This window comes from Kitasatospora sp. NPDC048407 (assembly GCF_043200475.1).
Classification (GTDB): Bacteria; Actinomycetota; Actinomycetes; order Streptomycetales; family Streptomycetaceae; genus Kitasatospora.
This window is the reverse complement of record NZ_JBICXW010000011.1, coordinates 169,328-194,152: the sequence shown is the minus strand read 5'-3', so window position 1 is coordinate 194,152 and position 24,825 is coordinate 169,328. Positions and strand designations below refer to the sequence as shown.

The window sequence follows — 24,825 nt, the reverse complement described above, 5'->3', positions numbered from 1 at the left end:
GGCCGTCGGTGGCCGGCTACACCCGCCAGTCCGCGGGCCCGCCTGCGGCCACCGGCTCCGACGGCCCGCCGGGGCGCTGCCGGCGGCGGCCGGCCCAGAACGGGAGGGAGACCAGCAGCGCGACCAGTGCGGTGCCGACGCCCGCCGTCCAGTGGAGGGGGGTGTCCGCGTCGAGGGGTTCCCAGATCGGGGCCTGCCGGTCGGACGGGTCGGCGGTCACCGTCAGCTGGCGGCCGACATGGAGGTTGCAGGCGTCGAGCGGGTGGCGGATGGCGGTGCCGTCGGGTCGGCTCACCTCGCAGGTGGGGAGGTGGGTGCCGTTGCGCGGGTGGACGGCGGTGACGGTGACGGTGATCTGCTGCCCGTGGTCGGCCAGTGACCCGGTCCGGACCGCCGCCATCCCGGCGAAGCTCAGCCAGAGCGCCAGGCCGCCGGCGACGAACGCCGCCACCCCTCCCCGGGGGGTGCGGTAGTTCAGCGCGACCACCAGGATCAGCGCGGTCGGTGTGACGGCGTGCAGCAGCTCGACGGCCTCCGAGCCGCCGAACAGGTAGGTCAGCAGGCCGATCGGCGCCGCGCAGCAGAGCAGGGTGAGCAGCGCGTACAGCGACCCGCGCCAGGGCCGGCCGGTACCGGTCTTCTCGTTCATCGCGTCCTTCGTGTCGATCTTGACGCGGGGACCCTATCGGCGGCGCGGCCGGGCTGTCAGCCGAGATACGCGGGGGCGACGGCGGAGCGCACCAGGACGGCGGGGGCGCCGGTGCCGTCGGCGGGGACGGCCCACAGGTCGGAGCCGTAATCGCCGGGGAGCGAGTACGTCAGGGTGTGGCCGTCGGACCAGAGCGCCTGGTCGTCGATGTTGCGCTGCTCGGCGGTCGCGGTCTCGGTCATGGTGGCGAGGTCGAGCACGTACAGCCGCCACGGCGCGGCCGGGTCGGCGCCGGCCACCCGCTTCTTGTAGGCGACCCGGGTGCCGTCCGGGGAGAGTGACGGGCATTCGACGTTCTGGTGCAGGGTGGTCAGGGTGCGGGCGGCGAGGTCGCCCTGGACCAGGTAGGTCTGGCCACCGGTGGCGACCGTCGCGTAGAAGCGGTTGTCGTCGGTGGCGAAGGTGACGCCCCAGACGTTGAGGTCGGACGCCTGGACGGGGTGGCCGTCCTTCAGTACCTGGAAGGTCTCCAGGTTGTCGTAGAACTGCCAGTTGCGGGTGTCGACGATCGCGGTGCGGGTGGAGAAGTCGGTGCCCGCGTAGGAGTCGCCGCTGACGAACACCGTCCAGCCGGCCAGGTGTCCGGACGGGGAGACCCGGGCGCGGGTGGGGATGCCGGGCGCGGGGAAGCGCTTGATCTCGTGCAGCGAGGCGTCCAGCACGGACGCGTGGTAGGTGTCGTCGAGCGCGCCGTGTTCGGCCTGCAGGCAGATGCCGGTGCCGGCGGCGGCGTGGAAGCGCAGGCATTTCACACCGGACGCGGTGCGGGCGCCGTCCGGGTGGTCGGCGGGCACAGCGGCGACCTCGTCGCGGTGCGGGCCCCAGGCCAGGTTGCGCAGCAGCAGTTGACGGCCCGCCGGCTCCAGCGTCACCGCCCCCTCGCGCACCGGTGGCCCGCCGGCCTGCTCCTGGTTGCGCCGGTCCGCCCGGCCGGCGGCGTACCGGACGGCGAACGTCCCGATGCCGGCGAGCAGCACCACGGCGACCACCAGCACCACCAGCTTCCGCCGCAACTGGGCGTCCCCGACCGGGGGTTCGGGCGCCTCGGAGTCCGGGTCGACGGCAACGGGAGCGGTCATGCGAGGTGCCCTCCGGACGGGGGTTCGGGAACGACGGTCGGACGGAGCAGGCGGGTGGCGACAACGGCCGCGACGGCGAGGGCCAGGGCGGTGCCGGTGAGGGCGGCGCGCGGGCCCCACAGCGTCCAGGCGGCGCCGAAGGCGAGCGAGCAGACGAAGCGGGCGAGCGCCTGGCCGGTGCCGACCAGGGCCTGCCCGGCGCCCTGCTGCCCGTCGGGGACGGTCGCGGCGGTGGCGGCGGCGAGCACCCCGTCGGTGGCGGCGTAGAAGGTGCCGTGCAGCAGCAGGACCAGCACGGCGGCGCTCGCGCCGCGCAGCGGGGAGAGCACCACGCCGTACCCGGCGAGCAGCACGGCGTGGCCGGCCAGGAACAGGGTGCGGCGGCCGATCCGGTCGGCGATCATGCCGAGCGGGACGGCGAGGGTGAGGAAGACGGCGGCGGTGCCGAGCGGCAGCAGCGGGAACAGGTGGGCGGGCAGGCCGAGTCGGCGTTGCAGCAGCAGGTACAGGAAGGAGTCGCTGACGGTGGTGAGGCCGAGCAGTACGGCGGCCAGGGTGAGCCGGCGCAGCGCGGGGCGTCGTAGCAGCGCGAGCGCGTCCCGCAGGGTGGGGCGCGCCCCCGACTCGACAACAGTCGTGGTGGCCCGTCCCGGCACGAACAGCACCAGCAGCAGCACGCCGAGCACCGCGACGCAGCCGGAGACGGTGAACACCGCGCTGTAGCCGGCGCGTTCGGCCCGGTCGTCGGCGATCCGCAGCACCGCGAAGGCGAGCAGCGGGCCGAGCAGCGCGCCGGTGGTGTCCATCGCGCGGTGCACGCCGAACGCCCGGCCGCGGTGCTCGGGCGCGGTGGCCAGCGAGATCATCGCGTCCCGGGGTGCGGTGCGCAGCCCCTTGCCGGTGCGGTCGATGGCGAGGACGCCGCCGATCAGCGGCACGGTGTGGACGAGCAGCAGCAGTGGCTTGCACAGCGCGGACAGGCCGTAGCCGATCCCGGCGACGAGCTTGTGGCCGCGCGGGCTGCGGTCGGCGAGGTGGCCGCCGAGCAGCCGGACCAGCGCGCCGACGCCGTTGTTGATGCCGTCGAGCAGGCCGAAGCCGAGCGGGGACAGGCCGAGCGCGGCGACCACGTACAGCGGCAGGACGGCGCTGACCATCTCGGAGGAGACGTCGGTGACCAGGCTGACCGCGCCGAGCGCGAGCACGGTGCCGGGGACGGCGGCGCGCCGCCCCGGGCGGGTGCCCGGGGCGGCGGCCGTCTTGGTGGAGCGGGCGTCCGCGAGGTACATCCGGCGTCAGTTCCAGATGCCGGTGATGTCGGAGGCGGAGGCGGCGTTGCCCGCGTGGGCGCTCAGGCCGGCCAGGTCCTCCAGGGTGCGCAGCACGTTGTAATGGTTGTAGGTGGTGGCGCTGGTGGAGCCGGGGATGACGTGCTGGCCGTAGACCACGGTGGGGATGCGGTTGCCGGACAGGCTGTTGTCCTCGTCGAAGGTGACCACCAGCAGGCTGTTGTGGGTCTGCGCCCAGGTGGCGTACGAGCTGAGGTTGTTCTTGATCCAGGTGTCGCCGGTGGAGACCGAGCAGTCGTGCATGTCGCTGCACAGGTTCGGCACCACGAAGGAGACCTTCGGCAGCGTGGTGTAGTCGGTGGGGAACTGGGCGAAGGTGTAGGCGGTGTTGGTCGGCACGTTGGAGAAGCCGAACCACGGGTTGTGCTTCTGCGCGTACTTGCCGCTGGAGCAGACCGTGGAGCCCTGGCTGGGCAGGGTCTCGTTGTAGGAGCCCCAGCTCTTTCCGGCGGCGATCAGCTCGGAGGCCAGGTTGGGCGCGGTCATCGAGCCGACCTTGACGCAACTGTCGTCGGTGCGGCCCTGGTTGGAGCCGGAGAACAGCATGTAGTAGTTCGGCTCGGACGGGTGGGTCAGGCCGTAGGACTGGGTGAGGTTGGCGCCGCCGGCCACCAGGGTGCCGTTCAGGTACGGGGCGCTGGAGCTGCCGATCACCTGGCTGTAGGCGTGGTTCTCCATCACCACCACGATGACGTGGTCGGGCGCGGGCAGCGCGGCGGCCTGCGCGGTGGAGCCGGTGGCGGCCCACAGGCCGAGCGAGGCGGCGGCCAGGGCGACGGTGCTTCCGATCGCGGTCAGGCGGCGCTTGGTGCGGCGGCTGAGCGGTGCGGCAGTCATGGCGAGGTCCCTCCGGGGCAAGGAACGTGCGGGACAGGGCTGTTGGAGCACGCTTGGTGGAACACGCGTTGGAGCTCGGAGCTCGGAGCTCGGAGCTCGGAGCTTGGAGCGCCGGAAACGCTAGGGGTGAGCGGTGACCGGCACGCCTTTTGACAGGTTAAGAACAAGCGAACGCTTGGTCGGCCCACAAGCCCGCACGGGCACTTTTCGGCCAGCGGAGAAGCGGCGCGGCTCACACCTGTCCCGATTGACCCGCCTCGGACCGACATGGTGGGATCTTTCCGGCCCGGCGCGCACGACCGGCGCGGTGAACAAGCAGGTGAACAAGCAGGTGAACGAGCAACGGGAGGGCCGGGCGTGACAGCCACTCCCCGTGTCGTGCTCGGGCTCGGGCTGCGCCGCGGCACCCCCGCCGCCGAACTGCTCCGCACCGCCGACGCGGCGCTCACCGCCTGCGGCCTCGACCGCTCCGCCGTCACCCTGGTCGCCACCCTGGAGAGCAAGCTCGCCGAGCCCGGACTGTGCGCCGCCGCAAGGGAGTTGGACGTCCCCGTGGTCGGCCACCCGGCCGCCGCGCTGGCCGCCGTCCCGGTGGCCGGCTCCGCCCGGGTGGCCGCCGCGGTCGGCACCCCGAGCGTCGCGGAGGCCGCCGCGCTGACCTCGGCCGGGCCCGGCGGCCGCCTGCTCGCGCCGCGCACCGCGACCGCGACCGCCACCGCGGCCCTCGCCGTACCCGCCCAGGAGGCCACCAGGTGAACACCGAGCCCGATCTGCGCCATCACGGCGACGCCGAAGTCCGCTCCGCCGGCCTGGTCGACCTCGCGGTGAACGTCCGCACCGGCACCCCGCCGCCCTGGCTGCGCGCGCACCTCGCCGCCACCCTCGACACCCTGGCCGCCTACCCGGACGGCACCGCGGCCCGCGCCGCCGTCGCCGCCCGGCACGGCCGCCCCGTCGCCGAGGTGCTGCTCACCTCCGGCGCGGCGGAGGCGTTCGTGCTGCTCGCCCGGGTGCTGCGGCCGCGCCACGCGGTGGTGGTGCACCCGCAGTTCACCGAACCGGAGGCAGCGCTGCGGGACGCCGGGCGCACCGTCCACCGCGTCCTCCTCACGCCGGAGCAGGGCTTCCGCCTGCTGCCCGGGGCCGTTCCCGAGGACGCCGATCTGGTGGTGGTCGGCAACCCCACCAACCCCACCTCCATCCTGCACCCGGCCGCCGACCTGGCCGAACTCGCCCGGCCCGGGCGGACCCTGGTGGTCGACGAGGCGTTCATGGACACCGACCCGGGCGAGACCCAGACCCTCGCCGGGGCCCGCGACCTGCCCGGCCGGGTGGTGGTGCTGCGCAGCCTCACCAAGACCTGGGGCCTGGCCGGCCTGCGGATCGGCTACCTGCTCGCCCCCGCCGACCTGGTCACGGAACTCGCCGCCGCCCAGCCGCTGTGGCCGGTCTCCACGCCCGCGCTGGCCGCCGCCGAACTCTGCTCCGCCCCCGCCGCCCTCGCCGAGGCCGACGCCGCCGCCCGCGCCACCGCCCTGGACCGCGAGCACCTGTTGAAGGGCCTCGCCGCACTCCCGGACGTCCGGGTGCACGGCGACCCCGCCGCCTCCTTCGTCCTCATCCAGCTCCCGGACGCCGACGCCGTCCGCGACCGCCTGCGCACCGCCGGCTTCGCCGTCCGCCGCGGCGACACCTTCCCCGGCCTCGGCCCCGACTGGCTGCGCCTGGCCGTCCGCGACCGGGACACCACCGACCGCTTCCTCACCGCCCTGGCGGCCGCGATCTCCCGCTGACGGTCAGTGCACCTCCACCCGGTCGCCGACCTCCACGGTGCCCGGGGTGAGCACCTGCGCGTACACCCCCAGGCACGGCAACGGGCCCATGCCGGGCAGCGGTTCGACCCGGTTCAGCCGGGCCGGGCGACGCAGCGCCTCCGGGTCGGCGGGCAGCTCGCCGTGCGCGAGGGTCGGGACGGCGCAGCGCGGGCTGGCGGCGATCAGCCGCAGCCGCAGGTCCGGGCCGACGGTGAGCTCGCGGCCGACCCAGGCGTTCTCGTCGAACGGCTCCCCGTCCGTCTCCAGGACCAGATTGGGCCGGTAACGGACCGCCGGCGTGCCCGCCAGGCTGGCGGTGGTGATCAGGTGCAGCGGCGCGAAGTCGAAGAAGCTGCCGGGGGCGGCGGCCTTGCCGAAGTCCTGGACGGTGTACTCCACTTCGGCCTCGATGCCGTCCGCCAGCACCTGCTCGGGCACCGAGCGCAGCAGCACGGAGCCGGCCGGCCGCTCGGTGATCAGCCGGACGGGGCGGCCCAGCAGCGCGCTGATCCCGTCCTCGTCCAGCTCGCCGCCGTCGGGGCCGGTGATCCGTACCCCGTCGTCCTTGGTCTCGGCACTCATCGTCAGCAACTGCCGCCAGGCGCGCGGCTGTTTGGCGCTGGCGATCCGGCCGGTGGTGACGTCCAGCAGGGCGCGGCGGCGGTCGCCCTCGATGCCGCGTTCGTCGATCCGGGCCCGGACGATCTCCTCGCCGAGCATCGACTTCACGGGGTGGCGGTACAGCGCGGCAACCTTCAACGGGTGATCTCCTCGGCCCAGTCGGTGAGTTGTACGAAGTCCTCGGGCCGCAGCCCGTACCGGTGATCGATCTTCAGGGTGAGGGCCGGCCCGGGATGATGGTCGGCGATCCACGCCGCGTCCTGCGGCTCGATCTCGTCGTCCACCCAGGCGAACGGCCGCCCCGCCGCCCAGGCCACCAACTGCCGGGTCTTCCAGTGCAAGCCGTCCGGATCGCCGTGGTGCATCGACTCCCAGTCGACGTACGGCAGTTGCGGCAGCCCGAGGAGCGGCGCCAGGTGTTCGTTCGCCTCCGCCCGCCACGTGGTCGCCCACACCAGGCGGTACGGCAGCGCCAACAGGGACGGGCCGTGGCCGGGATGCAACCAGACCCGCAGCGGCTTCGGATTGCGCACGCCCATCTCGCGCTGCCGCTGCCGCCATGCCTGCGACTCCACCCGGTGCGTCAGGTACCCCTCGGGCCGCCGGTACGGACTCCCGACGTACGGCGCGATCGGTCCGTCGACGTCCAGCATCAACAAGGGACGGTCCGTCATGCGTTCCTCCTCGGCGGCCGATGCCGGATTCTCCCCCACCCGCACACCCTCCGGCCAGCGCTTTTGCCCTCGGGGCGACACGGCGCGGCGACCTTCAGCGGCCGAGCTCCCCGGCCCAGGCGGTGAGTCGGGCGAAGTGCTCGGGCCGCAGCCCGGATCGGTGGTCGATCTTCATCGTCAGTGCCTCGCCGGGGTGATTGGCGGCGATCCACTCTGCGTCCTGGGGTCCGATCTCGTCATCGACCCAGACGAAAGGCCGCTGGTCGGCCCAGCAGACCAGTTGCCGGGTCTTCCAGTGCAGGCCGTCGGGGTCCTTGTGGTGCATCGACTCCCAGCTCACGTAGGGCAGTTGCGGCAGGCCGAGGAGCGGCGCCAGGTGCTCGTCCGCCTCCGCCTGCCAGGCGGTGGCCCACACCAGGTCGTACGGCAGGGCGAGCAGGGACGGACCGTGGGCGGGGTTCAGCCAGACCCGCAAGGGCTTCGGGTCGGTCACGCCCTTGTCGAGCTGCCGCTGCCGCCAGGTCTGCGACGGCACCCGGTGCGTCCGGTAGCCCCAGGGGCGGAAGAAGCGGTCGAACGGGGCGATCGGCCCGTCGACATCCAGCATCAGCAGCGGACGGTCTGTCATGTGCTCCCCCTCGGTCGGCCCGTGCCGGATTCTCTCCCGCACCCGGGCCGTCCGACCACCGCTTTGGACCAAGAGGTCCGGGTCCCAGGGCACCCGCAGTCAGGAATGCTGCTCCGCCTGCCAGTTGCGGGCGGCGGCGATGCGGCGGGTGGCGCTGGGGTGGGTGGCGAGGAGAAGTTCCAGGGCGCGTGGTGGGTTGGGGTCGGAGACGTTGGCGACCGCGAGGCGGCGTTGCATGGCGATGAACTGCTCGGTGTCGCCGGTGAGTTCGAGGGCGTGCCGGTCGGCGCGGGTCTCGATCCGGCGGCTGACCGCGCACTGGGCGGGGAGGCTGAGCGCGCCGAGCAGGGCGGCGAGGGCCGCGAGCAGGGGCAGCGAACGCGGGTCCTGCGGGGTGGCGGCGCCCGCCGCGTCCAGCAGGGGCTGCCAGGCCAGCAGCGCGGCCAGCACCGGCACCACGACGGCCGCGCCGAGTGCGCCGAGCACGGTGCCGGTGGCGACGTCGCGGTGCTTGACGTGGCCGAGTTCGTGCGCGGCGACGAGTTCGACCTCGCGTGCCTCGGCGGTCTCCAGCAGGGTGTCGTAGACCACGATCCGCCGGGTCGGGCCGAAGCCGGACACGTACGCGTTCAGCGCGGTGGTGCGGCGGGACGCGTCGGCGACCAGCACGTCGCGCACCGCGATGGCGTCGCGGTGGGCCAACTCCAGCAGGGCGGTGCGCAGTTCGCCGTCCGGCATCGGGGAGAAACGGTTGAACAGCGGCTCGAACACCAGCGGGTGCAGGAACGACATCGCCACCGTCAGCAGCGCCGCGGCCAGCGCGCCCGGCACCCACCAGCCCGTCGGCGAGTGCCCGATCAGCGCGTACAGGCCGAGCGCAAGCGGCAGGAACAGCGCCAGCGTCACCGCCGTCCCGCGCGCCGCGTCCACCGCCCAGCCCTTCCAGCCCTGGGTGACCAGGCCGAAACCGGCGCGGGCGGTCCGAACCTTGGCCGAGAACGGCAGCGTCACGGCCCGTCCGAGCAGCACCAGCGCGGCGCTCCCGCCGAGCACCTCGGCCGCCCAGCTGCCGCCGAACCAGCCGCCGACCGCCGTCACCAGCCCCGCCCCGGCCGCCGTGAACCCGAGCACGGCCGACAGCGCCAGCGAGGCGAGCTGCCCGCCGAGCGCCCACGGCAGCTGCGCCCGCCGCAACGCCCGGCCGCGAGCCACCTCCTGCGGGGTGAAGTCACCGGACGGAACGGGGGTCGGTGTGTCGGCCATGCCCCCAGCGTAGTGACCGGGCGCGCCGTCGGACCCCTGCGCCCGGCGCCTGCCACCCGCCGAGCGGCCCGGCCGACCGTCAGGCCGCCGGCGCCGCCGCGAGCCACCCGAACACGGGCGTCAGCGGCGGCGGCACCGGCCAGCCGCACCGCCGCGCCAGAGCCCCGATCGTCACGAGCTCCTCGCCGTCCATGACCCCGACTCTGCGGTCTCCCCCCACGGGAGACTCAAGCCGAATATCCCTTCGGCCGGAGCGGGCGGTCCGGCCTACGATGGCCCGATGGTGGGCGAAGAGAGTCTGCGGACTGCACTGGACTTCCGTCGCGGGTTCGCCCGCCGGCAGGCCGACGAAGTAACCGAACTGCCGGGCGGGTTCGCGGTGTTGAGCGAGCGATACCGGTACTCGCACGAGCACAACCAGCTGATCCTGGACGCCCCGCCGAGCGGGGTTGACGCGGCGGGCCTGGCCGAGGAGGTGCTCGGGCACCTGGAGCACCGGCGGATCGCGGTGTTCGACGACGCGTCCGCGCAGGCGCTGGCCCCGGGCCTGGTCGCGGCGGGGTACCGGCACGAGGTCGAGCTGGTGATGGTCCACCAGGGCCCGGTGCCCGCTCGCGGCGGCGCCGAACAGGTCGAACTGGCGGAGCTGGCGCCGATGCTGGAGCGCCAGTGGCGCTGCTGGCTGCCGTCGGCCCCGGACGATTCGATCGCGCAGCTGGTGTCGCGGCGCACGGCCCGCGAGGCCGGCGCGGAGCGGGTGCTGATCCTGGCCGCGCGGGACGAGGACGGCGAGTTCGGCTCCTGGGCGGACCTGTACCAGGACGCGGCGGGCACCGCGCAGGTCGAGGATCTGGCGACGGCGGAGCACCATCAGCGCCGCGGCCTCGCGGACCGGGTGCTGACCACCGCCCTGCACCTGGCCGCCGAGCAGGCCCCGGACGGCCTGCGCTTCCTGGTCGCGGACGCCGAGGACTGGCCGCAGGCGTGGTACGCCCGGCGCGGTTTCGTGACGGTGGGCCGCACCCACGGTTTCGTCAAGATGTAACCGAGAAACACGACGGCGCCCGCCGAACCCCCGAGCAAGGGTTCAGCGGGCGCCGTTGCGTGACGCGTGGCGGATCAGACCTGGCCGGCCTTCTCCAGGGCCTCGCAGCAGGTGTTGATCATCAGGCGGGTGACCACGTACGGGTCGACGTTCGCGTTCGGGCGGCGGTCCTCGATGTAGCCCTTCTGCTCCACCTCGACCTGCCACGGGATGCGGACCGACGCGCCGCGGTCGGAGACGCCGTACGAGTAGACGTTCCACGGGGCGGTCTCGTGCTTGCCGGTCAGGCGGGACTGGATGTCGTCACCGTACTGGTTGACGTGCTCCAGCACCTTCTCCTGAGAGGCACCGAGCGACTCGCAGGCGGTGATGATGGCGTCGTAGCCCTCGCGCATCGCCTTGGTGGAGAAGTTGGTGTGCGCACCCGCGCCGTTCCAGTCGCCACGGGCCGGCTTGGCGTCCAGGGTGGCGTCGATGCCGAACTCCTCGGCGGTGCGGTAGAGCAGGTAGCGGGCGATCCACATGTCGTCGGAGACGGTCAGCGCGTCGACCGGGCCGATCTGGAACTCCCACTGGCCGGGCATGACCTCGGCGTTGATGCCGCAGATCGCCAGGCCGGCGTCGATGCAGCGGTCGAGGTGCAGCTCGACGATCTCGCGGCCGAAGACCTCCTCGGCACCCACGCCGCAGTAGTAGCCGCCCTGCGGGGCCGGGTAACCACCCTCGGGGAAGCCGAGCGGGCGGGAGCCCTTGAAGAAGGTGTACTCCTGCTCGATGCCGAAGATCGACTCCTGGGCGGCGTACTTCTCGGCGACCTCGCGCAGCAGGGCGCGGTTGTTGGAGGCGTGGGCGGTGCCGTTGGTCTCCAGCACCTCGCACAGCACCAGGATGTTGTCGCCGCCGCGGATCGGGTCCGGGACGACGCGCACCGGGTCGAGCACGCGGTCCGAGGCGTGGCCCTCGGCCTGGTTGGTGGAGGAGCCGTCGAAGCCCCAGGTGGGGATCTTGTCCGCGTTGGGCAGGACCCGAGTCTTGGAGCGCAGCTTCGCGGTCGGCTTGGTGCCGTCGATCCAGATGTACTCGGCCTTGATTGCCATCGCGGTGAACCTCACTGCTCGGGTGGTGGGTGCCTGCGTAGCCTCGCAAGCCGCCGTTTCCCGGTTGTTCCTCCTATGTAACGCCCATGTGAACCAACGGACCGCAGCGGTGTGCTCACCCTCCGGGAGGCGCCGGAGCGTGAGCACACCGCCGGGGTTCAGCGCTGGCGGGCGTGCGCGGCGCGCTTGCGGCGGGTCATCCAGACCGCGGCCCCGCCGGCGACCAGCAGGGTGACGCCGGCGGCGGCCATCGCGGTGGTGCCGGTCGAGCCGGTGTACGCCAGCTCCTCACCGGCCTCCTTCGGCGCCGTACGGTTCTGCGCGGTCCCGGCCGCGGAGCCGGACGGGCTCGGCGCGCCGGAGGTGGCGGCGGCGGGCGTGACGGCCGCCACCGGCTTCTCGCAGGACACCCCGGCGACCGTGACCTTGCCGTCCACCTTGGCGACGTTCAGGTTCAGCGGGTTGATCGACACCTGCACCTCCAGCGCGGAGGCGGCGGCGGTGCTGCTGGTGACGGTCTTCTTGGAGAACTCGACGTCCACCGAGCCGATCGCCGGAACGTCCACGTGGGTGGGCGAGTTGAGGCCCACCGTCACCGACTTCCCGAGCACCGTCAGCTTCACCGGGGCGGTCACCTTGGCGGTCGGCTGGCCGTCCACCGGGCAGGTCACCTCGGTGCTCATCGCGTCCAGCCCGAGCAGCGTGGTCAGCGGCAGACCGGGGACGTGCACGTCCGCGCCGACCAGCTGCACCGAGGCGGTGGCCAGCTTGTCGTCAACCTTGGTCACGGACTTGCCGACCTGGGCCTTCACCAGGTTCACCGGCTTCCCGTTGTCCACGCCGTCGACCGTGGCGGTGAGCATCGCCCCGTCCCGCTGGGCCGGCGACTCCACCTTGTTCAGGGCCACCTCGACCGGCACCTTCACGGCATTCAACAGCGTGACGTTCAGGGCGAGTTCGGCCGTCACGGCACTCGCTTTCCCGGGCTTGGCCGGCGTACTGCCGTCGGCCGCGTAGGCCGGCAGCGGCAGTGCGAGCGCGAGCGCGGACACGGCCAGGGTGGACACGGCAACCGTGCGCAGAACAGACATGACAGGAACCCCCACACATGGTGAACGACAGAGCGCACCCGCGACCTCACCCGGCACACCGGCACGGGGAGGGGGCTCGCGCTCTCGACTGCCGCCAGTCTTCTCGAACCGTGCGTCACCCCAGCAACACGGAGCGTCAGTTCACTCCTTCGAGTGAGGTTGACGATCCGGACTGACCGTTTCCGGAGAGATTCCGGCACACATCGGAGCCTTCCCGGCGGGGCGGGTCACAGGGCAGAGTGACCAACCATGACGGTAGGAATCATCATCTTGGCGGTACCGCTGGGCTGTTGGCTGCTCGCGGCACCGAAGGGGTGGGCCAGGCCGGTGATCGCGGCAGTGCTCGCGGCGGCGACGCTGACAGCGGCGGCCGGAATGCTGAACTGGCTTCCCCAGCAGGTGCGTTGGACGGGCCTGGTGGGCGCCGGCTGTGTCCTGGCCGTGCTGCCGCTGGTGGGTCTGGCCCTGGTATGGCCCGTGCACAAGGGCGAGAGCGGCGACCGCCGGGGGTTCGCGGCCGCGCTGATGGTGGGCTGCGCGCTGCTGATGGGCGCGGCGAGCTGGCTGTTCGGCTCGTTCCTGCACGACAACGGGCGACCCGCCGAGATCCCGGCCGCCTCGGAGCTGGCCCCGCTGCCCGCCGGGCTCCTGATCACCTCCGAGCGCTCCGGCTGCGGCAGCGGATCCGCGGACTTCTGCGAGCACGACCTGGACGTGGGCGGCACCTCCGGCCAGAACTCCGGCCAGGTCCTCGACCAGGTCCGCGGCCACCTGACGGCCTCCGGCTGGCCGCTCGCCACCGACAGCCGCGGCGGCTGGTCGGCCTGCCGGACCCACGGCTCGCTGCTCGACGCCTACCAGGTGTGCGTCTCCGTGGCCGGCACCGACACCGGCGCCGCCGTCACCCTCGGCACCACCTCCAAGTGGTGACCCGCCACCCCTCAACCGTCCCAGCGCCGCAGCCGCAGCAGGCCGAGCGCCGGCGCGGGACGGGTGGCGGAGACGTGGTTGGCGATGCCCGCCTTGACGGCGATCAGGCCCAGGCTGTGGATGACCACGTCGTGGATCTCCCGGGCGATCCGCAGCCGCTCCTCGCGCCTGGCCCGCTCCCCGGCCTGCTCGATGGTCCGGCGCACGCCCTCGGCACCACCGACAACTGGTGACCCGTCAGCCGTCCCAACGCCGCAGCCGCAGCAGGCCGAGGGCCAGCGCCGCGACCGTCCAGGCCAGCAGCACCAGCAGGCCCCGGAGCTGGTCGTGGGAGCCGACCGTGAGCAGTTCCGCCCCGGCCCGGTCCGGCAGGTAGCGGGCGAGCTCCCTGGTCGCGCCGAGCAGCGACAGCAGGTGCGAGCCGGCCAGCACCATGGGCAGCAGGACGACCAGCGGCACGACGGCATTGCGCGCCGCCGCGGCGAGGCCGGCCGCGAACAGGCTCATCAGCACCAGGTAGCCGACCGCGCCGACCAGCGCGGCGGGGACGCCGTCGGCGCCCGGGCCCGCACCGTGCGGGCCGAGCGCGTACTGGGTGACCAGGTACCCGGCCACCGTCACGGGGGCGCCGACCGCGAGGGCCGCCAGGGCCGTCGCGACGGTCTTCGCCAGGTAGAGCCGGCCCCGGTCGGGCACCGCCAGCAGCGAGGTCCGCAGCATGCCCGAGCCGTACTCGCCGGCCACCGCCAGCACCGCGAAGACGATCAGGGCGAGCTGCCCGTACCCGATGCCGTCCAGGCCGGTCTGCTCCGGGGTGAAGTCGGCGCGCAGCAGCGGGCTGTGCGACTCCAGCGCGGAGCGGGCGGAGGCGCCGTCGAGGGCGCCGATCGCCAGGCTGACGGGGGCGAACAGAAGCAGGGAGAGGAAGGTGCCGCGCACCCTGCGCAGCTTGACGAGTTCGCCCCGCAGGGCGGCCAGCGTCTCAGGCACGGGCGGTGTTCCTCTCGGCGAGCAGGGCGAGGAAGGTTTCCTCCAACGAGTCGGTCCGGGTGGCCAGTTCGTCGAGCGGCAGGCCGCAGGCGGCGGCCAGTCGGCCGATCTCGGCCGCGGGCAACCCGGTGACCTGAAGGCTGCCGTCCGCGGCGCATTGCACGGTGGCGCCGGCCCGCTGCAACTCGGCTGCCAGAAGCGCCGGTTCGGGGGTTCGGACCTGAACGTGGGCGCGGGCGTGCCGGGCCAGGAACTCCTCCAGCGGGGCGTCCGCGACCAGTCGGCCGCGATCGACCACGACCAGCCGGTCCGCGACCATCGACATCTCCGCCATCAGGTGGCTGGACACGAACACGGTGCGCCCCTCGGCGGCCATCGTCCGCAGCAACTCCCGCAGCCAGCGGATGCCTTCCGCGTCGAGTCCGTTGACCGGCTCGTCCAGCACCAGCACCGGCGGGTCGCCGAGCAGCGCCGCGGCCAGCCCCAGGCGCTGGGACATGCCGAGGGACAGTGCTCCGACCCGCTTGCCGGCCGCCGCGCCGAGGCCCGTCAGGTCGAGCATCCGGCCGACCCGTTCGGGCGCGATGCCGTTGCTCCGGGCCAGCCAGCGCAGGTGGTCGCGGGCGGTGAGGCCGCGGTGCGCGCCGCCGCCCTCCAGCAGGGCGCCCACCTGCCGTGCGGGGAAGCGCAGTTGACGGTACGGCAGGCCGTTGATCAGGGCGCTGCCGCCGTCCGGGCGGGTCAGGCCGAGGATCATTCGCATGGTGGTGGTCTTCCCGGCGCCGTTCGGGCCGAGGAACCCGGTCACGGCACCGGGCCGGGCGGCGAAGGTCAGCCCCTCCACGGCGGTGTGCGGGCCGTACCGCTTGGTCAGGTCGTTGACGTCGATCACGCCGTCCAGTCTCGGCGGGCCACGCCGGCGCCACATCGGGCCCCGGTCCGGTCCCGCCCGCGCCGGGCCGCCGCCCGAACCCCTACCTGGGGATGAGTTCTCGTCAGTACGGCAGCACCGCGCGGACGGTCCAGCCGCCGCCGTCGCCGGGCCCGGCCGTGAGGGTGCCGCCGTGGGCGCGGGCCCGCTCGCGCATGCCGGGCAGGCCGAGGCCGCCGCCAGGCACCGACCCGGCCGGCCGGCTGCCGGACGGCCCGTCGTCGGACGGCCCGTCGTCGGCCACCTCGACGGTCAGCTCGCCGTCGGCCGCGACCACCCGGACCCGGCAGCGGGTGGGGGCGGCGTGCTTGGCGGCGTTGGTCAGCGCCTCCTGCACGATGCGGTACCCGGCGAGCGCGACCCCGCCCGACGGCTCCACCGCGCACTGCGTCGTCAACTCGGCTTGCACCCCGGCCAGTTCGGCGGCGCGGACCAGCTCGGGCAGGTCGGCCAGACCCCGGGCCGGACGCAGGTCGCCCCCGTCGTGGCCGTCCTCGCCGCGCAGCACGACGAGCGTCGCGCGCAGGTCGCTCAGCGCCTTGCGGCTGATCTCCTCGATGGCCGTGAGCGCGAGCCCGGCCTCCTCCGGGCGGGTGGCGGCGAGGTGGTTGGCGATGCCCGCCTTGACGGCGATCAGGCCCACGCTGTGGGTGACCACGTCGTGGATCTCCCGGGCGATCCGCAGCCGCTCCTCGCGCCTGGCCCGCTCCCCGGCCTGCTCGATCGTCCGGCGCACGCCCTCCCGGCGTTCCCGCACGGCGAGGCCCGCCGCCCAGGTGGCGCCGAGCACCAGCACGCCGAAGAGCACCTGCACGGCCTGCGTCCCGCCCGGGTAGTGCGGGCTGCCACCGACGGCCAGCAGGGCCACGCCCGCCACGCTCGTCCCGCCGATCACCGCCGCGCTCCGCCCGAACGGCGGCGGACCGGTCAGCAGCGCGACCGGGTACGCGGCGAAGGCGGCGGCCAGGAACGCGGTCGGCGCCAGGCCCAGCGGCACCGAGGCCACGGCCACCGCGAGCACCGTGAGGAACACCGGCCACGGCCAGATCCGTCGGACCACCAACGGAACCGCCGCGGCAGCCGCCCACAGCATCCACCCGGGCACACCGTCCCCGACCTGCCCCCACAACGGGGACAACGCCGGCAGCAACGCCAACCCCAGCGCGACGGCGGCGTCGATCGCGATCAACTGCCGTACCACGTAAGCCTTTCGGAATGCGGACACCATGCCGCCGACACTAGGGCCTGCCCGGTCGATCTTGTCGGATCAGCGCGCGGCTCCCCCAGCCCTTGCGGGCTGGGAGGTGCCCCCATTTCGCGCCCGGCTGGGCGTGCCGGCGAAACGTCCTCGTACTGGGTGTACTCGGATGTTTTGCCGGTGCGTCCGTGGGGGCACCTCCCAGCCCCCCTTGGGGCTGGGGGTGGGGGCACCTCCCAGCCGCCAGGCTGGGGGCGGATGATCCGGCGTCGCGCGCCCGGCAAGATCGGCCGGACAGGCCCCAACTCGCTGCCGGCGTCAGAGCTGCGGCATGCCGGGCTCGGCGACCCCCGCCTCGTAGGCGATGATCACCAGCTGGGCGCGGTCCCGGGCGCTCAACTTGGCCAGCAGGCTGCCGACATGGGATTTCACCGTGGGCAGGCTGACCACCAGCCGCCCGGCGATCTCCTGGTTGGAGAGCCCGTTGGCGATCTGCACCAGCACCTCGTGCTCGCGGCGGGTCAGCCCGACCAGCCGCGGCTCGGGCCTGGCCGGTCCGGCGCTCCAGGACAGGTCGGCGATCAGGCGCCTGGTCACGGTCGGCGACAGGACGCCCTCCCCCGCCGCGACGGTCCGGATCCCGGCCACCAGGTCGGCCGGCGTGGCGTCCTTCAGCAGGAAGCCGCTCGCCCCCGCCCGGAGCGCCGGATACACGTACTCGTCCAGGTCGAACATGGTCAGCGCCAGCACGCGGACACCCGCCAGTTCGGGGTCGGAGCAGATCTCCCGGGTGGCGGCGATGCCGTCGAGCGCGGGCATCCGGAGGTCCATCAGCACGATGTCCGGCCGCAGTTCGCGCGCGCGCCGGACGGCGTCCGCCCCGTCGGCGGCCTCCGCCACCGTCGTCATGCCGGGCGTGGAGTCCACCAGCAGCCGGAAACTGCCGCGCAGCAGCGCCTGGTCGTCCGCGATCAGCACCCGAATCGTGTCGGCCATGGCCCCACTCTATGCGCCACCCGCCGCCACCCGGCCGGGAGTTCGGACTGCGGGCGGCAACGCCGAACACTTCGCCGCCGCGCTACGTAGTCACGGGTGGGGAGACGTGATCAAGTGCTTGTTCACTCCAGATGATCTTGCCGGTTTCGGTGTAACGGGTGCCCCACCGGTCGGCGAGTTGGGCGACGAGGAAGAGTCCGCGTCCGCCCTCGTCGGTGGTGGCGGCGTAGCGCAGGTGGGGTGCGGTGCTGGTGCCGTCGGAGACCTCGCAGACCAGGGCGGCGTCGCGGATCAGGCGCACGTGGATGGGTGGAGCGCCGTAGCGGACGGCGTTGGTGACCAGTTCGCTGAGGATGAGTTCGGTGGCGAAGGCTTCTTCCTCGATGCCCCAGGCGTCGAGTTGGTCGTTGACCGCCGCGCGCACGTGGGCGACTGCGGCGGGGTCCTGGGGGACGTCCCATTCGGCAATGTTGCCGGGGCTGAGGGTGCGGGTGCGGGCGACCAGGAGGGTGACGTCGTCGTTCTGACGGGCGGGCGGCAGGCGGCGCAGGATGGCGGTGCAGGTCTCCTCCGGGGTGCGGTGCGGGTGGGCGACGGTCTCGCGCAGCAGCTGGAGGCCGCTGTCGATGTCCTGCTCGCGGCTCTCGATGAGTCCGTCGGTGTAGAGGACCAGGAGGCTGCCCGGCGGCAGGTCGATCCGGGCGGTCTCGTAAGGCAGAGCGGTCAGGCCGAGAGGGTGCCCCTGGGGGATGTCCGGGTAGTAGGCGCTGCCGTCGGGGTGGACTACAACGGGCGGCGGATGGCCGGCGGTGGCCAGCGTGCAGTGACCGGCGGTGGGGTCGTAAATGGCGTACAGGCAGGTGGCGCCGGTGATGGTGTCCTCTGCGTCGGCGGTTTCCCGGTCGATGCGTTGGACGAGTTCGTCGAGGTGGCCGAGGAGTTCGTCCGGGGGGATGTCGAGAGCGGAGAAGTTGTGCACGGCGGTGCGCAGGCGGCCCATCGTCGCGGCGGCGTGGATCCCGTGTCCGACGACGTCACCGACGACGAGGGCGGCCCGGGTGCCGGGCAAGGGAATCACGTCGTACCAGTCGCCGCCGGCCCCTTCCTGGGCGGGCTGGTAGCGGTGGGCGACCTCCAGGGCGGCTTGCGGCAGCAATTCGCCGGGCAGCAGGCGGCGTTGGAGGGTGGCGGCGAGCGTGTGCTCGCGGGTGTACCGGCGGGCGTTGTCGATGCACAGGGCGGCGTGCGCGGTGAGATCCTCGGCGACGGAGCGGTCGTCCTCCTCGAAGGGTGCCGTGGTGTCGGCGCGCCAGAACTCGGCCACCCCGAGCATGATGCCGCGGGCCAGCAGCGGGGCCGCGATCATCGAGTGCACGCCGTAGTCCAGCAGGGCGCGGGCGGCGGGCGGGTCCACTTCCTGCCACGCGGCGTCGTCGGCGAGACGGGGTGCGAGCCTGGCGCGTCCGGTGCCCAGGCTCCGGCCCTGGGGAGTGGCCCAGCCGAAGGCGATGGTGCGGCCGATCGGGAAGAAGGGGGCGTCGTCACGGATGCCGCCGATCGCCACGCGGACCACCTCACGGCAGTCCCGCTCGGTGGGCTCTTCGCCCGAAACGACTCCGGGGGCCAGGTCGACGGTGACGAAGTCGGCGAACCGGGGCACGACTGCCTCGGTGAGCTCCTCGGCGGTGCGGGTCACGTCCAGGGTCGTCCCGATGGCGGTGCTGGCGTCGTGCACCAGGCGCAGGCGACCGCGTGCCTGCTCCGCCCGTCCCGACAGGCTGCGCAGTTCGGTGGTGTCACGCAGGGTGGCCACGCTGCCGGGCGGGCCGTCAACCTGGCCGGTCGGCCGAATGTTCACCGCCAGCAGCCGCTCTCCGGCTGCCACCACCTCGTCGCTGACCGTGGTGCCACCGGCCAGCAGGTCCGCCGTCGGCGACTCCAGACCCAGCTCCGGCACCAAGCGGCCCTCGCAGTCGGGCGGCAGATCCAGCAGGCGCCGCGCTTCGTCGTTGGCGAGCACCACCCGGCCCTCACCGTCGACGATCACGACGCCCTCGCGTACCGCGTGCAGCACCGCGTCGTGGTGCTCGTACATCCGGGTCATCTCGGCCGGCCCCAGGCCCCGGGTCTGCCGGTTGAGCCTCCGGCTGATCAAGGCCGTCCCCAGCACCGACACCGCCAGCGCACCGACAGCCCCGATGGTGAGGACGCGCACGCGCATGCCGACGACACCGTTGATGTCGCTGATGTGAGTGCTCGCGGCCACCCACCCGACGAACCGGCCGTTGTCGTAGACCGGGACCCGGGCGACCATCTGCTTCCCACCGGCGCTGGTGTGCACGATTGCGAAGTTCGGATGGTCGCGGGACAGGGTGGGCACGATGTTGGGCTCCACCATCGTGCCGACCCGGTACGGGTAGCGGTCGGTCACGCGGACGTACTGCGCGTTGATGACCTGGATGCCCGTGTCGCCCAAGGCTTGCGACGCTGCCAGGGCCTTGGGCTCGAGGATCGCCGACGGGTTGCTGGTGGCCAGTGCGGGCACCACCCCGGCCGAGTTGGCGAAGGTCTGCGCGACGGCCATCGCCCGGCTCCGGGCCCTTTCGTTGATGTCGTCGTGTGCCTGGACCAGCAGCTCCGCCAGGGCGGTCACGACCAGCAGCAGCACCACCACCAGCTGCATCACGAACACCCGGCCCGCGAGGCTGCGCGGGACGAGGAACGCCGCGCGCCGTCGCCGGCCGGAACCGCCCCGATCAGCCGCAGAGCCTGACGACCGCGGTTCTGCAGCCGCCTCTCTGCCACGCGACAGGGCGGCTCGCCAGGTACCGAACCGCGCCATACCCCACACCTACACCCGTGGTGAGGACCGAGCCAGCCGGAAGCTGCCGCGCAGCAGCGCCTGGTCGTCCGCGATCAGCACCCGAATCGTGTCGGCCATGGCCCCACCCTGTGCGCCACCCGCCGCCACCCGGCCGGGAGTTCGGACTGCGGACGACAACGCTGAACACTTCGCCGCCACGGTACGTACTCACGGGTGGGGAGACGTGAAGCCGTCCGGCTTCACGTGAGCGTTTCCACCGAAGGAGGAGAAATGCTGCGCATCGTGGCGACAGGGCTCCTCACCGGTCTGCTCTGCCTCGGCGGCGCGGCCACCGCGATGGCCGCCGCCAACCCGAGCGGGACCGGACCCCCGAACCAGTCCTGCCAGAGCTTCGAGACCCCCGGCACCGGCGCCGGGGCCCCCGGACACTCCGGCACCTCCCCCGGCTCGGTCTTCAACGAGCCCGGCTTCGGCAGCACCAACGGCGGCACCGGCGGAGCGGCCTACAACAACGCGGGCGCCCCGTCCCAGTACGACGTCGCCTGCTTCCAGGTCGCCCAGCACTGACCCCACCGGCCCGGGCCCCGAACCCGGGCCACCCATGTGCCCCCGGACAGTTACGGCAGGCGCCAGTCCACGGGCTGCCCGCCCTGGCGGACCAGCAGGTCGTTGGCGCGACTGAACGGCCGCGAGCCGAAGAAACCGCTGGACGCGGAGTACGGGCTGGGGTGCGACGACTCGATGCTCGGCACCTGCCCGAGCCACGGGCGCAGTTCGCGGGCGTCGCGGCCCCAGAGGATGGCCACCAGCGGGCCACCGCGGTTGGCGAGCGCCTTGATGGCCTGCTCGGTGACGGCCTCCCAGCCCTTGCCGCGGTGGCCGTTGGTCTTGCGGGTCTGGGTGGTCAGCGCCCGGTTGAGCAGCAGGACGCCCTGGTTCGCCCACGGCGTCAGGTCACCGTTGGACGGCGGCGGGAATCCGAGGTCGTTGCCGTACTCCTGGTAGATGTTGACCAGGCTCGCCGGTATCGGACGCACCTCCGGCGCGACCGAGAAGCTCAGCCCGACGGCGTGACCCGGCGTCGGGTACGGATCCTGACCGACGATCAGCACCCGGACGTCCGCGAACGGCTGCTGAAAGGCCCGCAGCACCTGCGGCCCCGGCGGCAAGTAGGTACGCCCGGCGGCGAGTTCGCCGCGCAGGAAGTCCCCCATCGCGGCGACCTGCGGGGCGACCGGCGCGAGGGCCTGGGCCCAGCCGGGTTCAACGATTTCGTGCAAGGGTCGAGCAGCCATGACGAAAGCCTATCGGCCGCACTGACAACGCCAGTTCACGAGGTGGGGCGCACCCAGCGCGGGGCACGCCCGTCGGGCGTCCGCGGACTCGCAAAGTGGAACGGCACCCGCAGCGCCCGCGCCACCGCGACTCCGATCATCTCCGCCGCCACCGCGATGTGCGGCCGCCCGTCGTCGCTCTCCTCCGAGCCGAGGTGCCGAGTCGCCGTGCTCGCGTACACAGGCTCCAGCGGGTGGTCCCGCGTCGCACCGATCGCGAACAGCCAAACGAACCAGCCGTGCGCCAAGTCACCGGCCCAGACCGCCTCGACCGCCAGCACCCGCTCCTCGACCTCCCCGGCCTTCCGGATCAGCACCCGGGGATCCACCGGCCCGTCCGGGACCGGCGGCCGCAGCAGCGCGTGGCGGGCGACAGCGATCCCCAACCCCTGCGGAATGCTCAAGCCGTGGGCCGTCTGCAGCAGCACCACGATCCCGTACGTCTTATCCTTCCGCGCCAGGTCGTCCACCTGCTCACGCGCCTCGGCGGGCAGCGCCTCCCACAGCGCGAGAACCTCCTCGTCCGTCATCACGGCGTCGCCCGCGGCCGCACCCAGCGCGGGGCCTCGTCGTCGGGCCGGTCGGGGCTGGCGAAGTGGAACGGGACGCCGAGCTCCGCCGCGACGCCGCGGCCGATCCGTTCGGCGGCGGCCGCGATGTGCGGGCGGCCGTCGATCCGGTCGTCGGAGCCGAGGTAGCGGGCGGCGTTGCTCCAGTACACGGTCACCAGCCGGTGGTCGCGGCTCCCGCCGACCGCGACCAGGTCGACGAACCAGTTCTGGATGGTGTCCCCGTCCCAGACCGCCTCGACCGCCAGCACCCGCTCGCCGACCTCCCCGGCCCGCCGCACCACCGCCGCCGGATCGAGGGGAACGTTCGCGGGGTTCGCGACCCGGTCACCGTAGTGCTCGCAGCGCGCCCCGACGATCGCCTGGGCCTGGTGCAGCCCGATCCCATGGCTGACCCGCCCCGCGTCCAGCAGTACAACCGGAACTGCAGCACCAACCCGTCCACCTGCTCACGGACGTCGGCAGGCAGCGTCTCCCACCAGGCGAGGGCTTCCTCGTCCGTCATCCGCATCACTCACACCACCCGGCCGCCCAGCACGATGTGCCGCGGCGCCCCCAGCACCCGCAGGTCCGCGCGCGGGTCCGCTTCGTAGATCACCAGGTCGGCGGGGGCGCCCTCGGTGAGGCCGGGGCGGCCGAGCCACTCGCGGGCGGACCAGGTGGCGGCGGCGAGGGCCTCGGTGGGGGTGAGGCCGGCCTTGGTCAGCTCCAGTGCTTCCTCGCCGACCAGGCCGTGGGCGAGCGAGCCGCCCGCGTCGGTGCCGACGTAGATCGGGATGCCGGCGTCGTGCGCGGCCGCGACGGTCGCGTAGCGGTTCTCGTGCAGGCGCCGCATGTGCGCGGACCACTGCGGGAACTTGGTCTCACCGCCGTCCGCGAGGCCCGGGAAGGTGGCGATGTTGACCAGGGTGGGGACGATCGCCACGCCGCGTTCGACGAAGGCGGGGATCAACTCCTCGGTGAGGCCGGTGGCGTGCTCGATGCAGTCGATGCCTGCGGCCAGCAGGTCGGGCAGCGATTCGGTGGCGAAGCAGTGCGCGGTGACCCGGGCGCCCTCGGCGTGCGCGGCGGCGATCGCCTCGGTGAGCGCGTCGCCGGGCCAGCAGGCGGCGAGGTCGCCGACGCCGCGGTCGATCCAGTCGCCGACCAGCTTGACCCAGCCGTCGCCGCGCCGGGCCTCGGCGGTGACGTACGCGGCGAGGTCGCCGGGTTCGATCTCGTGCGCGTAGTTGCGGATGTAGCGGCGGGTGCGGGCGATGTGCCGCCCGGCCCGGATGATCTTCGGCAGGTCGGCGCGGTCGTCTATCCACCGGGTGTCGGCGGCGGAGCCGGCGTCGCGGATCAGCAGGGTGCCGGCGTCCCGGTCGGTGAGGGCCTGCTTCTCGCTGGTGGCCCGGTCGACGGCGCCGTGCGCGTCCAGTCCGACGTGGCAGTGGGCGTCGACCAGGCCGGGCAGCGCCCAGCCGGTGAGGGTGGCGGCGGGTTCGGCGGCCGGCCGCGCGAAGGTCACCCGGCCGTCCACCGCCCAGAGTTCGTCCCGGACGTCCTCCGGCCCGACCAGCACCCGGCCCTTGATGTGCAGCACCCCACCGTCTGTCATGCCTGGCACTGTACTCGGCAGCCGTGCGGGCGCACGGGGCGATCTGCGGCACACTGTTCGACGGCGACCCCCTCGTCGCCCCGGCGAAACCCCGTTGCCCGAAAGGCCTCCCCGCATGCTGCTCGACCTTCCCCCGATGACCGCCGACCGGTTCGCCGCGATCGAGGACAAGGTGGCGGCGCTGCTGCACACCGAGGCCGACGTGATCGTCACCCAGGGCGAGGCGCTGCTGCCGCTGGAGGCGGCGATCAAGGGCGCGGCGCACCCGGGTTCGACCGCGCTGAACGTGATCACCGGCCCCTACGGCCAGACCTTCGGCGGCTGGCTGCGCGACGCGGGCGCCAAGGTCGTCGACCTGGCCGCGCCGTTCGACGCCGCCGTCACCGCCGAGCAGGTCGCGGACGCGCTGCGCGCCAACCCGGAGATCGACTTCGTCTCGCTGGTGCACGCCGAGGCCGCCACCGGCAACACCAACCCGGTCGCCGAGATCGCCGCCGTGGTGCGCGAGCACGGCGCGCTGCTGATGCTGGACGCGGTGGCCTCGGTGGCCGCCGAGCCGCTGCTGACCGACGCCTGGGGCATCGACCTGTGCGTGATCGGCGGCCAGAAGGCGATGGGCGGCCCGGCCGGCGTCTCGGCCGTCTCGGTCAGCGAGCGGGCCTGGCAGCGGATCGAGGCCAACCCGGCCGCGCCGCGCCGCTCCTACCTCTCGCTGCTCGACTGGAAGGCCCGCTGGACCGACGCCGGCCGCACCCAACTGCCGCACGCCCCTGCCCAGTTGGAGATGCTCGCACTCGAGGAGTGCCTGGACGCGATCACCGCCGAGACCCTCGACGCAGTCATCGCCCGCCACCGCGCCGCAGCCGCCGCCACCCGCGCGGGCGCCACCGCCCTCGGCACCCTCACCCCCTACGTCCGCGCCGCCGAGCACGCCGCCCCGGTCGCCACCACGCTGCGCACCGCCGACGGCCTCGACGCCACCGAACTCGCCGCCGAACTTCGCCGCCACGCCCCCCAGTTGCCCGTCCAGGCCGGCGGCGGCGCCCTCGCCACCACCATGCTCCGCCTCAACCACTACGGCCCGGCCGCCACCGCCGAAACGGTCATCGCCACCCTGGAAGCCCTCGCCCAGGCCACCGACGTCTCGGCCGCGGCAGCGGTGGCGGCAGCCACCGGGGCCTGGGAGCAGGCGATCTGACGCTGCGCCACAGCCTGCGGCGGCGGTCCGGGACGACGAGGGAGCACG

Annotated in this window: 26 protein-coding genes; 6 read left to right on the top strand and 20 right to left on the bottom strand. The window is 73.5% G+C overall.

What is annotated here, in order from left to right; genetic code table 11:
* Nucleotides 1-16: 16 nt before the first annotated feature.
* The 4 genes from ACGFWJ_RS21615 to ACGFWJ_RS21600 are packed head-to-tail and all read right to left on the bottom strand — an operon-like array spanning nucleotide 17 to nucleotide 3,974.
* Entirely contained in the window at nucleotides 17-649 is a 633-nt protein-coding gene (locus ACGFWJ_RS21615) for a hypothetical protein (RefSeq protein WP_392951923.1), read from the bottom strand.
* A gap of 56 nt (nucleotides 650-705) precedes the next feature.
* Nucleotides 706-1,788 (bottom strand): TolB family protein, encoded by a 1,083-nt coding sequence (locus tag ACGFWJ_RS21610; protein WP_392951920.1) that lies wholly within the window; start codon nucleotides 1,786-1,788, stop codon nucleotides 706-708.
* Nucleotides 1,785-3,077, bottom strand: coding sequence for an MFS transporter (locus ACGFWJ_RS21605; RefSeq protein WP_392951917.1), 1,293 nt, complete (start codon nucleotides 3,075-3,077; stop codon nucleotides 1,785-1,787). The genes ACGFWJ_RS21610 and ACGFWJ_RS21605 overlap by 4 nt, the downstream gene beginning before the upstream one ends.
* Before the next feature lie 6 nt (nucleotides 3,078-3,083).
* On the bottom strand, nucleotides 3,084-3,974 hold the full coding sequence (locus ACGFWJ_RS21600) for an alkaline phosphatase family protein (RefSeq protein WP_392951914.1): 891 nt from the start codon (nucleotides 3,972-3,974) through the stop codon (nucleotides 3,084-3,086).
* 357 nt (nucleotides 3,975-4,331) lie between these two features.
* Here ACGFWJ_RS21600 and ACGFWJ_RS21595 point away from each other — a divergent pair, with 357 nt between their 5' ends.
* Nucleotides 4,332-4,730 (top strand): cobalamin biosynthesis protein, encoded by a 399-nt coding sequence (locus ACGFWJ_RS21595; RefSeq protein ID WP_392951911.1) that lies wholly within the window; start codon nucleotides 4,332-4,334, stop codon nucleotides 4,728-4,730.
* The gene (gene cobC / locus ACGFWJ_RS21590) at nucleotides 4,727-5,767 is read left to right on the top strand and encodes an Rv2231c family pyridoxal phosphate-dependent protein CobC (RefSeq protein WP_392951908.1); all 1,041 of its coding nucleotides are present in this window, start codon (nucleotides 4,727-4,729) and stop codon (nucleotides 5,765-5,767) included. The genes ACGFWJ_RS21595 and cobC overlap by 4 nt, the downstream gene beginning before the upstream one ends.
* 3 nt (nucleotides 5,768-5,770) lie before the next feature.
* Here the strand turns inward: cobC and ACGFWJ_RS21585 are convergent, their stop codons facing one another.
* From ACGFWJ_RS21585 to ACGFWJ_RS21570, 4 genes are all read right to left on the bottom strand, one after another.
* Nucleotides 5,771-6,547, bottom strand: coding sequence for an MOSC domain-containing protein (locus ACGFWJ_RS21585; protein WP_392951905.1), 777 nt, complete (start codon nucleotides 6,545-6,547; stop codon nucleotides 5,771-5,773).
* Nucleotides 6,544-7,083 carry a hypothetical protein gene (locus tag ACGFWJ_RS21580; protein WP_392951902.1) on the bottom strand — a complete coding sequence of 180 codons (540 nt, stop codon included), beginning with the start codon at nucleotides 7,081-7,083 and terminating at the stop codon, nucleotides 6,544-6,546. The genes ACGFWJ_RS21585 and ACGFWJ_RS21580 overlap by 4 nt, the downstream gene beginning before the upstream one ends.
* Nucleotides 7,084-7,177: 94 nt before the next feature.
* Complete coding sequence (locus ACGFWJ_RS21575; RefSeq protein WP_392951899.1) at nucleotides 7,178-7,711, bottom strand: hypothetical protein; 534 nt, start codon at nucleotides 7,709-7,711, stop codon at nucleotides 7,178-7,180.
* Between the two features lie 99 nt (nucleotides 7,712-7,810).
* Entirely contained in the window at nucleotides 7,811-8,974 is a 1,164-nt protein-coding gene (locus tag ACGFWJ_RS21570; protein WP_392951897.1) for a M48 family metallopeptidase, read from the bottom strand.
* Between the two features lie 280 nt (nucleotides 8,975-9,254).
* Between ACGFWJ_RS21570 and ACGFWJ_RS21565 the strand changes: the two genes are divergently transcribed.
* On the top strand, nucleotides 9,255-10,019 hold the full coding sequence (locus ACGFWJ_RS21565; RefSeq protein WP_392951894.1) for a GNAT family N-acetyltransferase: 765 nt from the start codon (nucleotides 9,255-9,257) through the stop codon (nucleotides 10,017-10,019).
* 74 nt (nucleotides 10,020-10,093) lie between these two features.
* Here ACGFWJ_RS21565 and glnII read toward each other — a convergent pair whose 3' ends face one another.
* The gene (glnII, locus tag ACGFWJ_RS21560) at nucleotides 10,094-11,116 is read right to left on the bottom strand and encodes a glutamine synthetase GlnII (protein WP_387646263.1); all 1,023 of its coding nucleotides are present in this window, start codon (nucleotides 11,114-11,116) and stop codon (nucleotides 10,094-10,096) included.
* Nucleotides 11,117-11,274: 158 nt separating this feature from the next.
* Complete coding sequence (locus ACGFWJ_RS21555; RefSeq protein ID WP_392951892.1) at nucleotides 11,275-12,207, bottom strand: SCO1860 family LAETG-anchored protein; 933 nt, start codon at nucleotides 12,205-12,207, stop codon at nucleotides 11,275-11,277.
* A 249-nt stretch (nucleotides 12,208-12,456) separates the two neighbouring features.
* Here ACGFWJ_RS21555 and ACGFWJ_RS21550 point away from each other — a divergent pair, with 249 nt between their 5' ends.
* A complete protein-coding gene (locus ACGFWJ_RS21550; protein WP_392951889.1) occupies nucleotides 12,457-13,137 on the top strand; it encodes a hypothetical protein in 681 nt (226 codons plus the stop codon).
* An 11-nt stretch (nucleotides 13,138-13,148) separates the two neighbouring features.
* Here the strand turns inward: ACGFWJ_RS21550 and ACGFWJ_RS21545 are convergent, their stop codons facing one another.
* The 6 genes from ACGFWJ_RS21545 to ACGFWJ_RS21520 all read right to left on the bottom strand — a co-directional run bounded on the left by ACGFWJ_RS21545 (nucleotide 13,149) and on the right by ACGFWJ_RS21520 (nucleotide 19,935).
* Nucleotides 13,149-13,343 carry a histidine kinase gene (locus ACGFWJ_RS21545; RefSeq protein WP_392951887.1) on the bottom strand — a complete coding sequence of 65 codons (195 nt, stop codon included), beginning with the start codon at nucleotides 13,341-13,343 and terminating at the stop codon, nucleotides 13,149-13,151.
* A gap of 31 nt (nucleotides 13,344-13,374) precedes the next feature.
* Complete coding sequence (locus ACGFWJ_RS21540; protein WP_387646272.1) at nucleotides 13,375-14,127, bottom strand: ABC transporter permease; 753 nt, start codon at nucleotides 14,125-14,127, stop codon at nucleotides 13,375-13,377.
* Complete coding sequence (locus ACGFWJ_RS21535) at nucleotides 14,120-15,019, bottom strand: ABC transporter ATP-binding protein (protein WP_392951885.1); 900 nt, start codon at nucleotides 15,017-15,019, stop codon at nucleotides 14,120-14,122. The genes ACGFWJ_RS21540 and ACGFWJ_RS21535 overlap by 8 nt, the downstream gene beginning before the upstream one ends.
* Before the next feature lie 103 nt (nucleotides 15,020-15,122).
* The gene (locus ACGFWJ_RS21530) at nucleotides 15,123-16,286 is read right to left on the bottom strand and encodes a sensor histidine kinase (RefSeq protein ID WP_392951883.1); all 1,164 of its coding nucleotides are present in this window, start codon (nucleotides 16,284-16,286) and stop codon (nucleotides 15,123-15,125) included.
* A 288-nt stretch (nucleotides 16,287-16,574) separates the two neighbouring features.
* Nucleotides 16,575-17,252 carry a response regulator gene (locus ACGFWJ_RS21525; RefSeq protein ID WP_392951881.1) on the bottom strand — a complete coding sequence of 226 codons (678 nt, stop codon included), beginning with the start codon at nucleotides 17,250-17,252 and terminating at the stop codon, nucleotides 16,575-16,577.
* An 82-nt stretch (nucleotides 17,253-17,334) separates the two neighbouring features.
* Nucleotides 17,335-19,935 (bottom strand): SpoIIE family protein phosphatase, encoded by a 2,601-nt coding sequence (locus ACGFWJ_RS21520; RefSeq protein ID WP_392952017.1) that lies wholly within the window; start codon nucleotides 19,933-19,935, stop codon nucleotides 17,335-17,337.
* 411 nt (nucleotides 19,936-20,346) lie between these two features.
* Here ACGFWJ_RS21520 and ACGFWJ_RS21515 point away from each other — a divergent pair, with 411 nt between their 5' ends.
* Nucleotides 20,347-20,643, top strand: a complete 297-nt coding sequence (locus ACGFWJ_RS21515) for a hypothetical protein (protein WP_380485970.1) — start codon at nucleotides 20,347-20,349, stop codon at nucleotides 20,641-20,643.
* 50 nt (nucleotides 20,644-20,693) lie between these two features.
* Here the strand turns inward: ACGFWJ_RS21515 and ACGFWJ_RS21510 are convergent, their stop codons facing one another.
* The 4 genes from ACGFWJ_RS21510 to ACGFWJ_RS21495 all read right to left on the bottom strand — a co-directional run bounded on the left by ACGFWJ_RS21510 (nucleotide 20,694) and on the right by ACGFWJ_RS21495 (nucleotide 23,579).
* Nucleotides 20,694-21,371: a uracil-DNA glycosylase gene (locus tag ACGFWJ_RS21510; protein ID WP_387646283.1), complete on the bottom strand. Its 678-nt coding sequence runs from the start codon at nucleotides 21,369-21,371 to the stop codon at nucleotides 20,694-20,696.
* A gap of 35 nt (nucleotides 21,372-21,406) precedes the next feature.
* A complete protein-coding gene (locus ACGFWJ_RS21505) occupies nucleotides 21,407-21,940 on the bottom strand; it encodes a hypothetical protein (protein ID WP_392951877.1) in 534 nt (177 codons plus the stop codon).
* Entirely contained in the window at nucleotides 21,940-22,263 is a 324-nt protein-coding gene (locus ACGFWJ_RS21500; RefSeq protein ID WP_392951875.1) for a hypothetical protein, read from the bottom strand. Before ACGFWJ_RS21500 ends, ACGFWJ_RS21505 begins: the two co-directional genes overlap by 1 nt.
* 230 nt (nucleotides 22,264-22,493) lie before the next feature.
* The gene (locus tag ACGFWJ_RS21495) at nucleotides 22,494-23,579 is read right to left on the bottom strand and encodes an amidohydrolase family protein (protein ID WP_392951872.1); all 1,086 of its coding nucleotides are present in this window, start codon (nucleotides 23,577-23,579) and stop codon (nucleotides 22,494-22,496) included.
* Nucleotides 23,580-23,694: 115 nt separating this feature from the next.
* Here ACGFWJ_RS21495 and ACGFWJ_RS21490 point away from each other — a divergent pair, with 115 nt between their 5' ends.
* A complete protein-coding gene (locus ACGFWJ_RS21490) occupies nucleotides 23,695-24,777 on the top strand; it encodes a pyridoxal-phosphate-dependent aminotransferase family protein (RefSeq protein ID WP_392951869.1) in 1,083 nt (360 codons plus the stop codon).
* Nucleotides 24,778-24,825 lie beyond the last annotated feature (48 nt).

Excerpts from the sequence above, each read along its gene's own strand:
- ACGFWJ_RS21615 (WP_392951923.1), bottom strand. The coding sequence starts at position 649 with ATGAACGAGAAGACCGGTACCGGCCGGCCCTGGCGCGGGTCGCTGTAC.
- ACGFWJ_RS21610 (WP_392951920.1), bottom strand. The coding sequence starts at position 1,788 with ATGACCGCTCCCGTTGCCGTCGACCCGGACTCCGAGGCGCCCGAACCC.
- ACGFWJ_RS21605 (WP_392951917.1), bottom strand. The coding sequence starts at position 3,077 with ATGTACCTCGCGGACGCCCGCTCCACCAAGACGGCCGCCGCCCCGGGC.
- ACGFWJ_RS21600 (WP_392951914.1), bottom strand. The coding sequence starts at position 3,974 with ATGACTGCCGCACCGCTCAGCCGCCGCACCAAGCGCCGCCTGACCGCG.
- ACGFWJ_RS21580 (WP_392951902.1), bottom strand. The coding sequence starts at position 7,083 with ATGACGGACCGTCCCTTGTTGATGCTGGACGTCGACGGACCGATCGCG.
- ACGFWJ_RS21575 (WP_392951899.1), bottom strand. The coding sequence starts at position 7,711 with ATGACAGACCGTCCGCTGCTGATGCTGGATGTCGACGGGCCGATCGCC.
- ACGFWJ_RS21570 (WP_392951897.1), bottom strand. The coding sequence starts at position 8,974 with ATGGCCGACACACCGACCCCCGTTCCGTCCGGTGACTTCACCCCGCAG.
- ACGFWJ_RS21565 (WP_392951894.1), top strand. The coding sequence starts at position 9,255 with ATGGTGGGCGAAGAGAGTCTGCGGACTGCACTGGACTTCCGTCGCGGG.
- glnII (WP_387646263.1), bottom strand. The coding sequence starts at position 11,116 with ATGGCAATCAAGGCCGAGTACATCTGGATCGACGGCACCAAGCCGACC.
- ACGFWJ_RS21555 (WP_392951892.1), bottom strand. The coding sequence starts at position 12,207 with ATGTCTGTTCTGCGCACGGTTGCCGTGTCCACCCTGGCCGTGTCCGCG.
- ACGFWJ_RS21550 (WP_392951889.1), top strand. The coding sequence starts at position 12,457 with ATGACGGTAGGAATCATCATCTTGGCGGTACCGCTGGGCTGTTGGCTG.
- ACGFWJ_RS21530 (WP_392951883.1), bottom strand. The coding sequence starts at position 16,286 with ATGGTGTCCGCATTCCGAAAGGCTTACGTGGTACGGCAGTTGATCGCG.
- ACGFWJ_RS21525 (WP_392951881.1), bottom strand. The coding sequence starts at position 17,252 with ATGGCCGACACGATTCGGGTGCTGATCGCGGACGACCAGGCGCTGCTG.
- ACGFWJ_RS21520 (WP_392952017.1), bottom strand. The coding sequence starts at position 19,935 with ATGCAGCTGGTGGTGGTGCTGCTGCTGGTCGTGACCGCCCTGGCGGAG.
- ACGFWJ_RS21515 (WP_380485970.1), top strand. The coding sequence starts at position 20,347 with ATGCTGCGCATCGTGGCGACAGGGCTCCTCACCGGTCTGCTCTGCCTC.
- ACGFWJ_RS21510 (WP_387646283.1), bottom strand. The coding sequence starts at position 21,371 with ATGGCTGCTCGACCCTTGCACGAAATCGTTGAACCCGGCTGGGCCCAG.
- ACGFWJ_RS21505 (WP_392951877.1), bottom strand. The coding sequence starts at position 21,940 with ATGACGGACGAGGAGGTTCTCGCGCTGTGGGAGGCGCTGCCCGCCGAG.
- ACGFWJ_RS21495 (WP_392951872.1), bottom strand. The coding sequence starts at position 23,579 with ATGACAGACGGTGGGGTGCTGCACATCAAGGGCCGGGTGCTGGTCGGG.
- ACGFWJ_RS21490 (WP_392951869.1), top strand. The coding sequence starts at position 23,695 with ATGCTGCTCGACCTTCCCCCGATGACCGCCGACCGGTTCGCCGCGATC.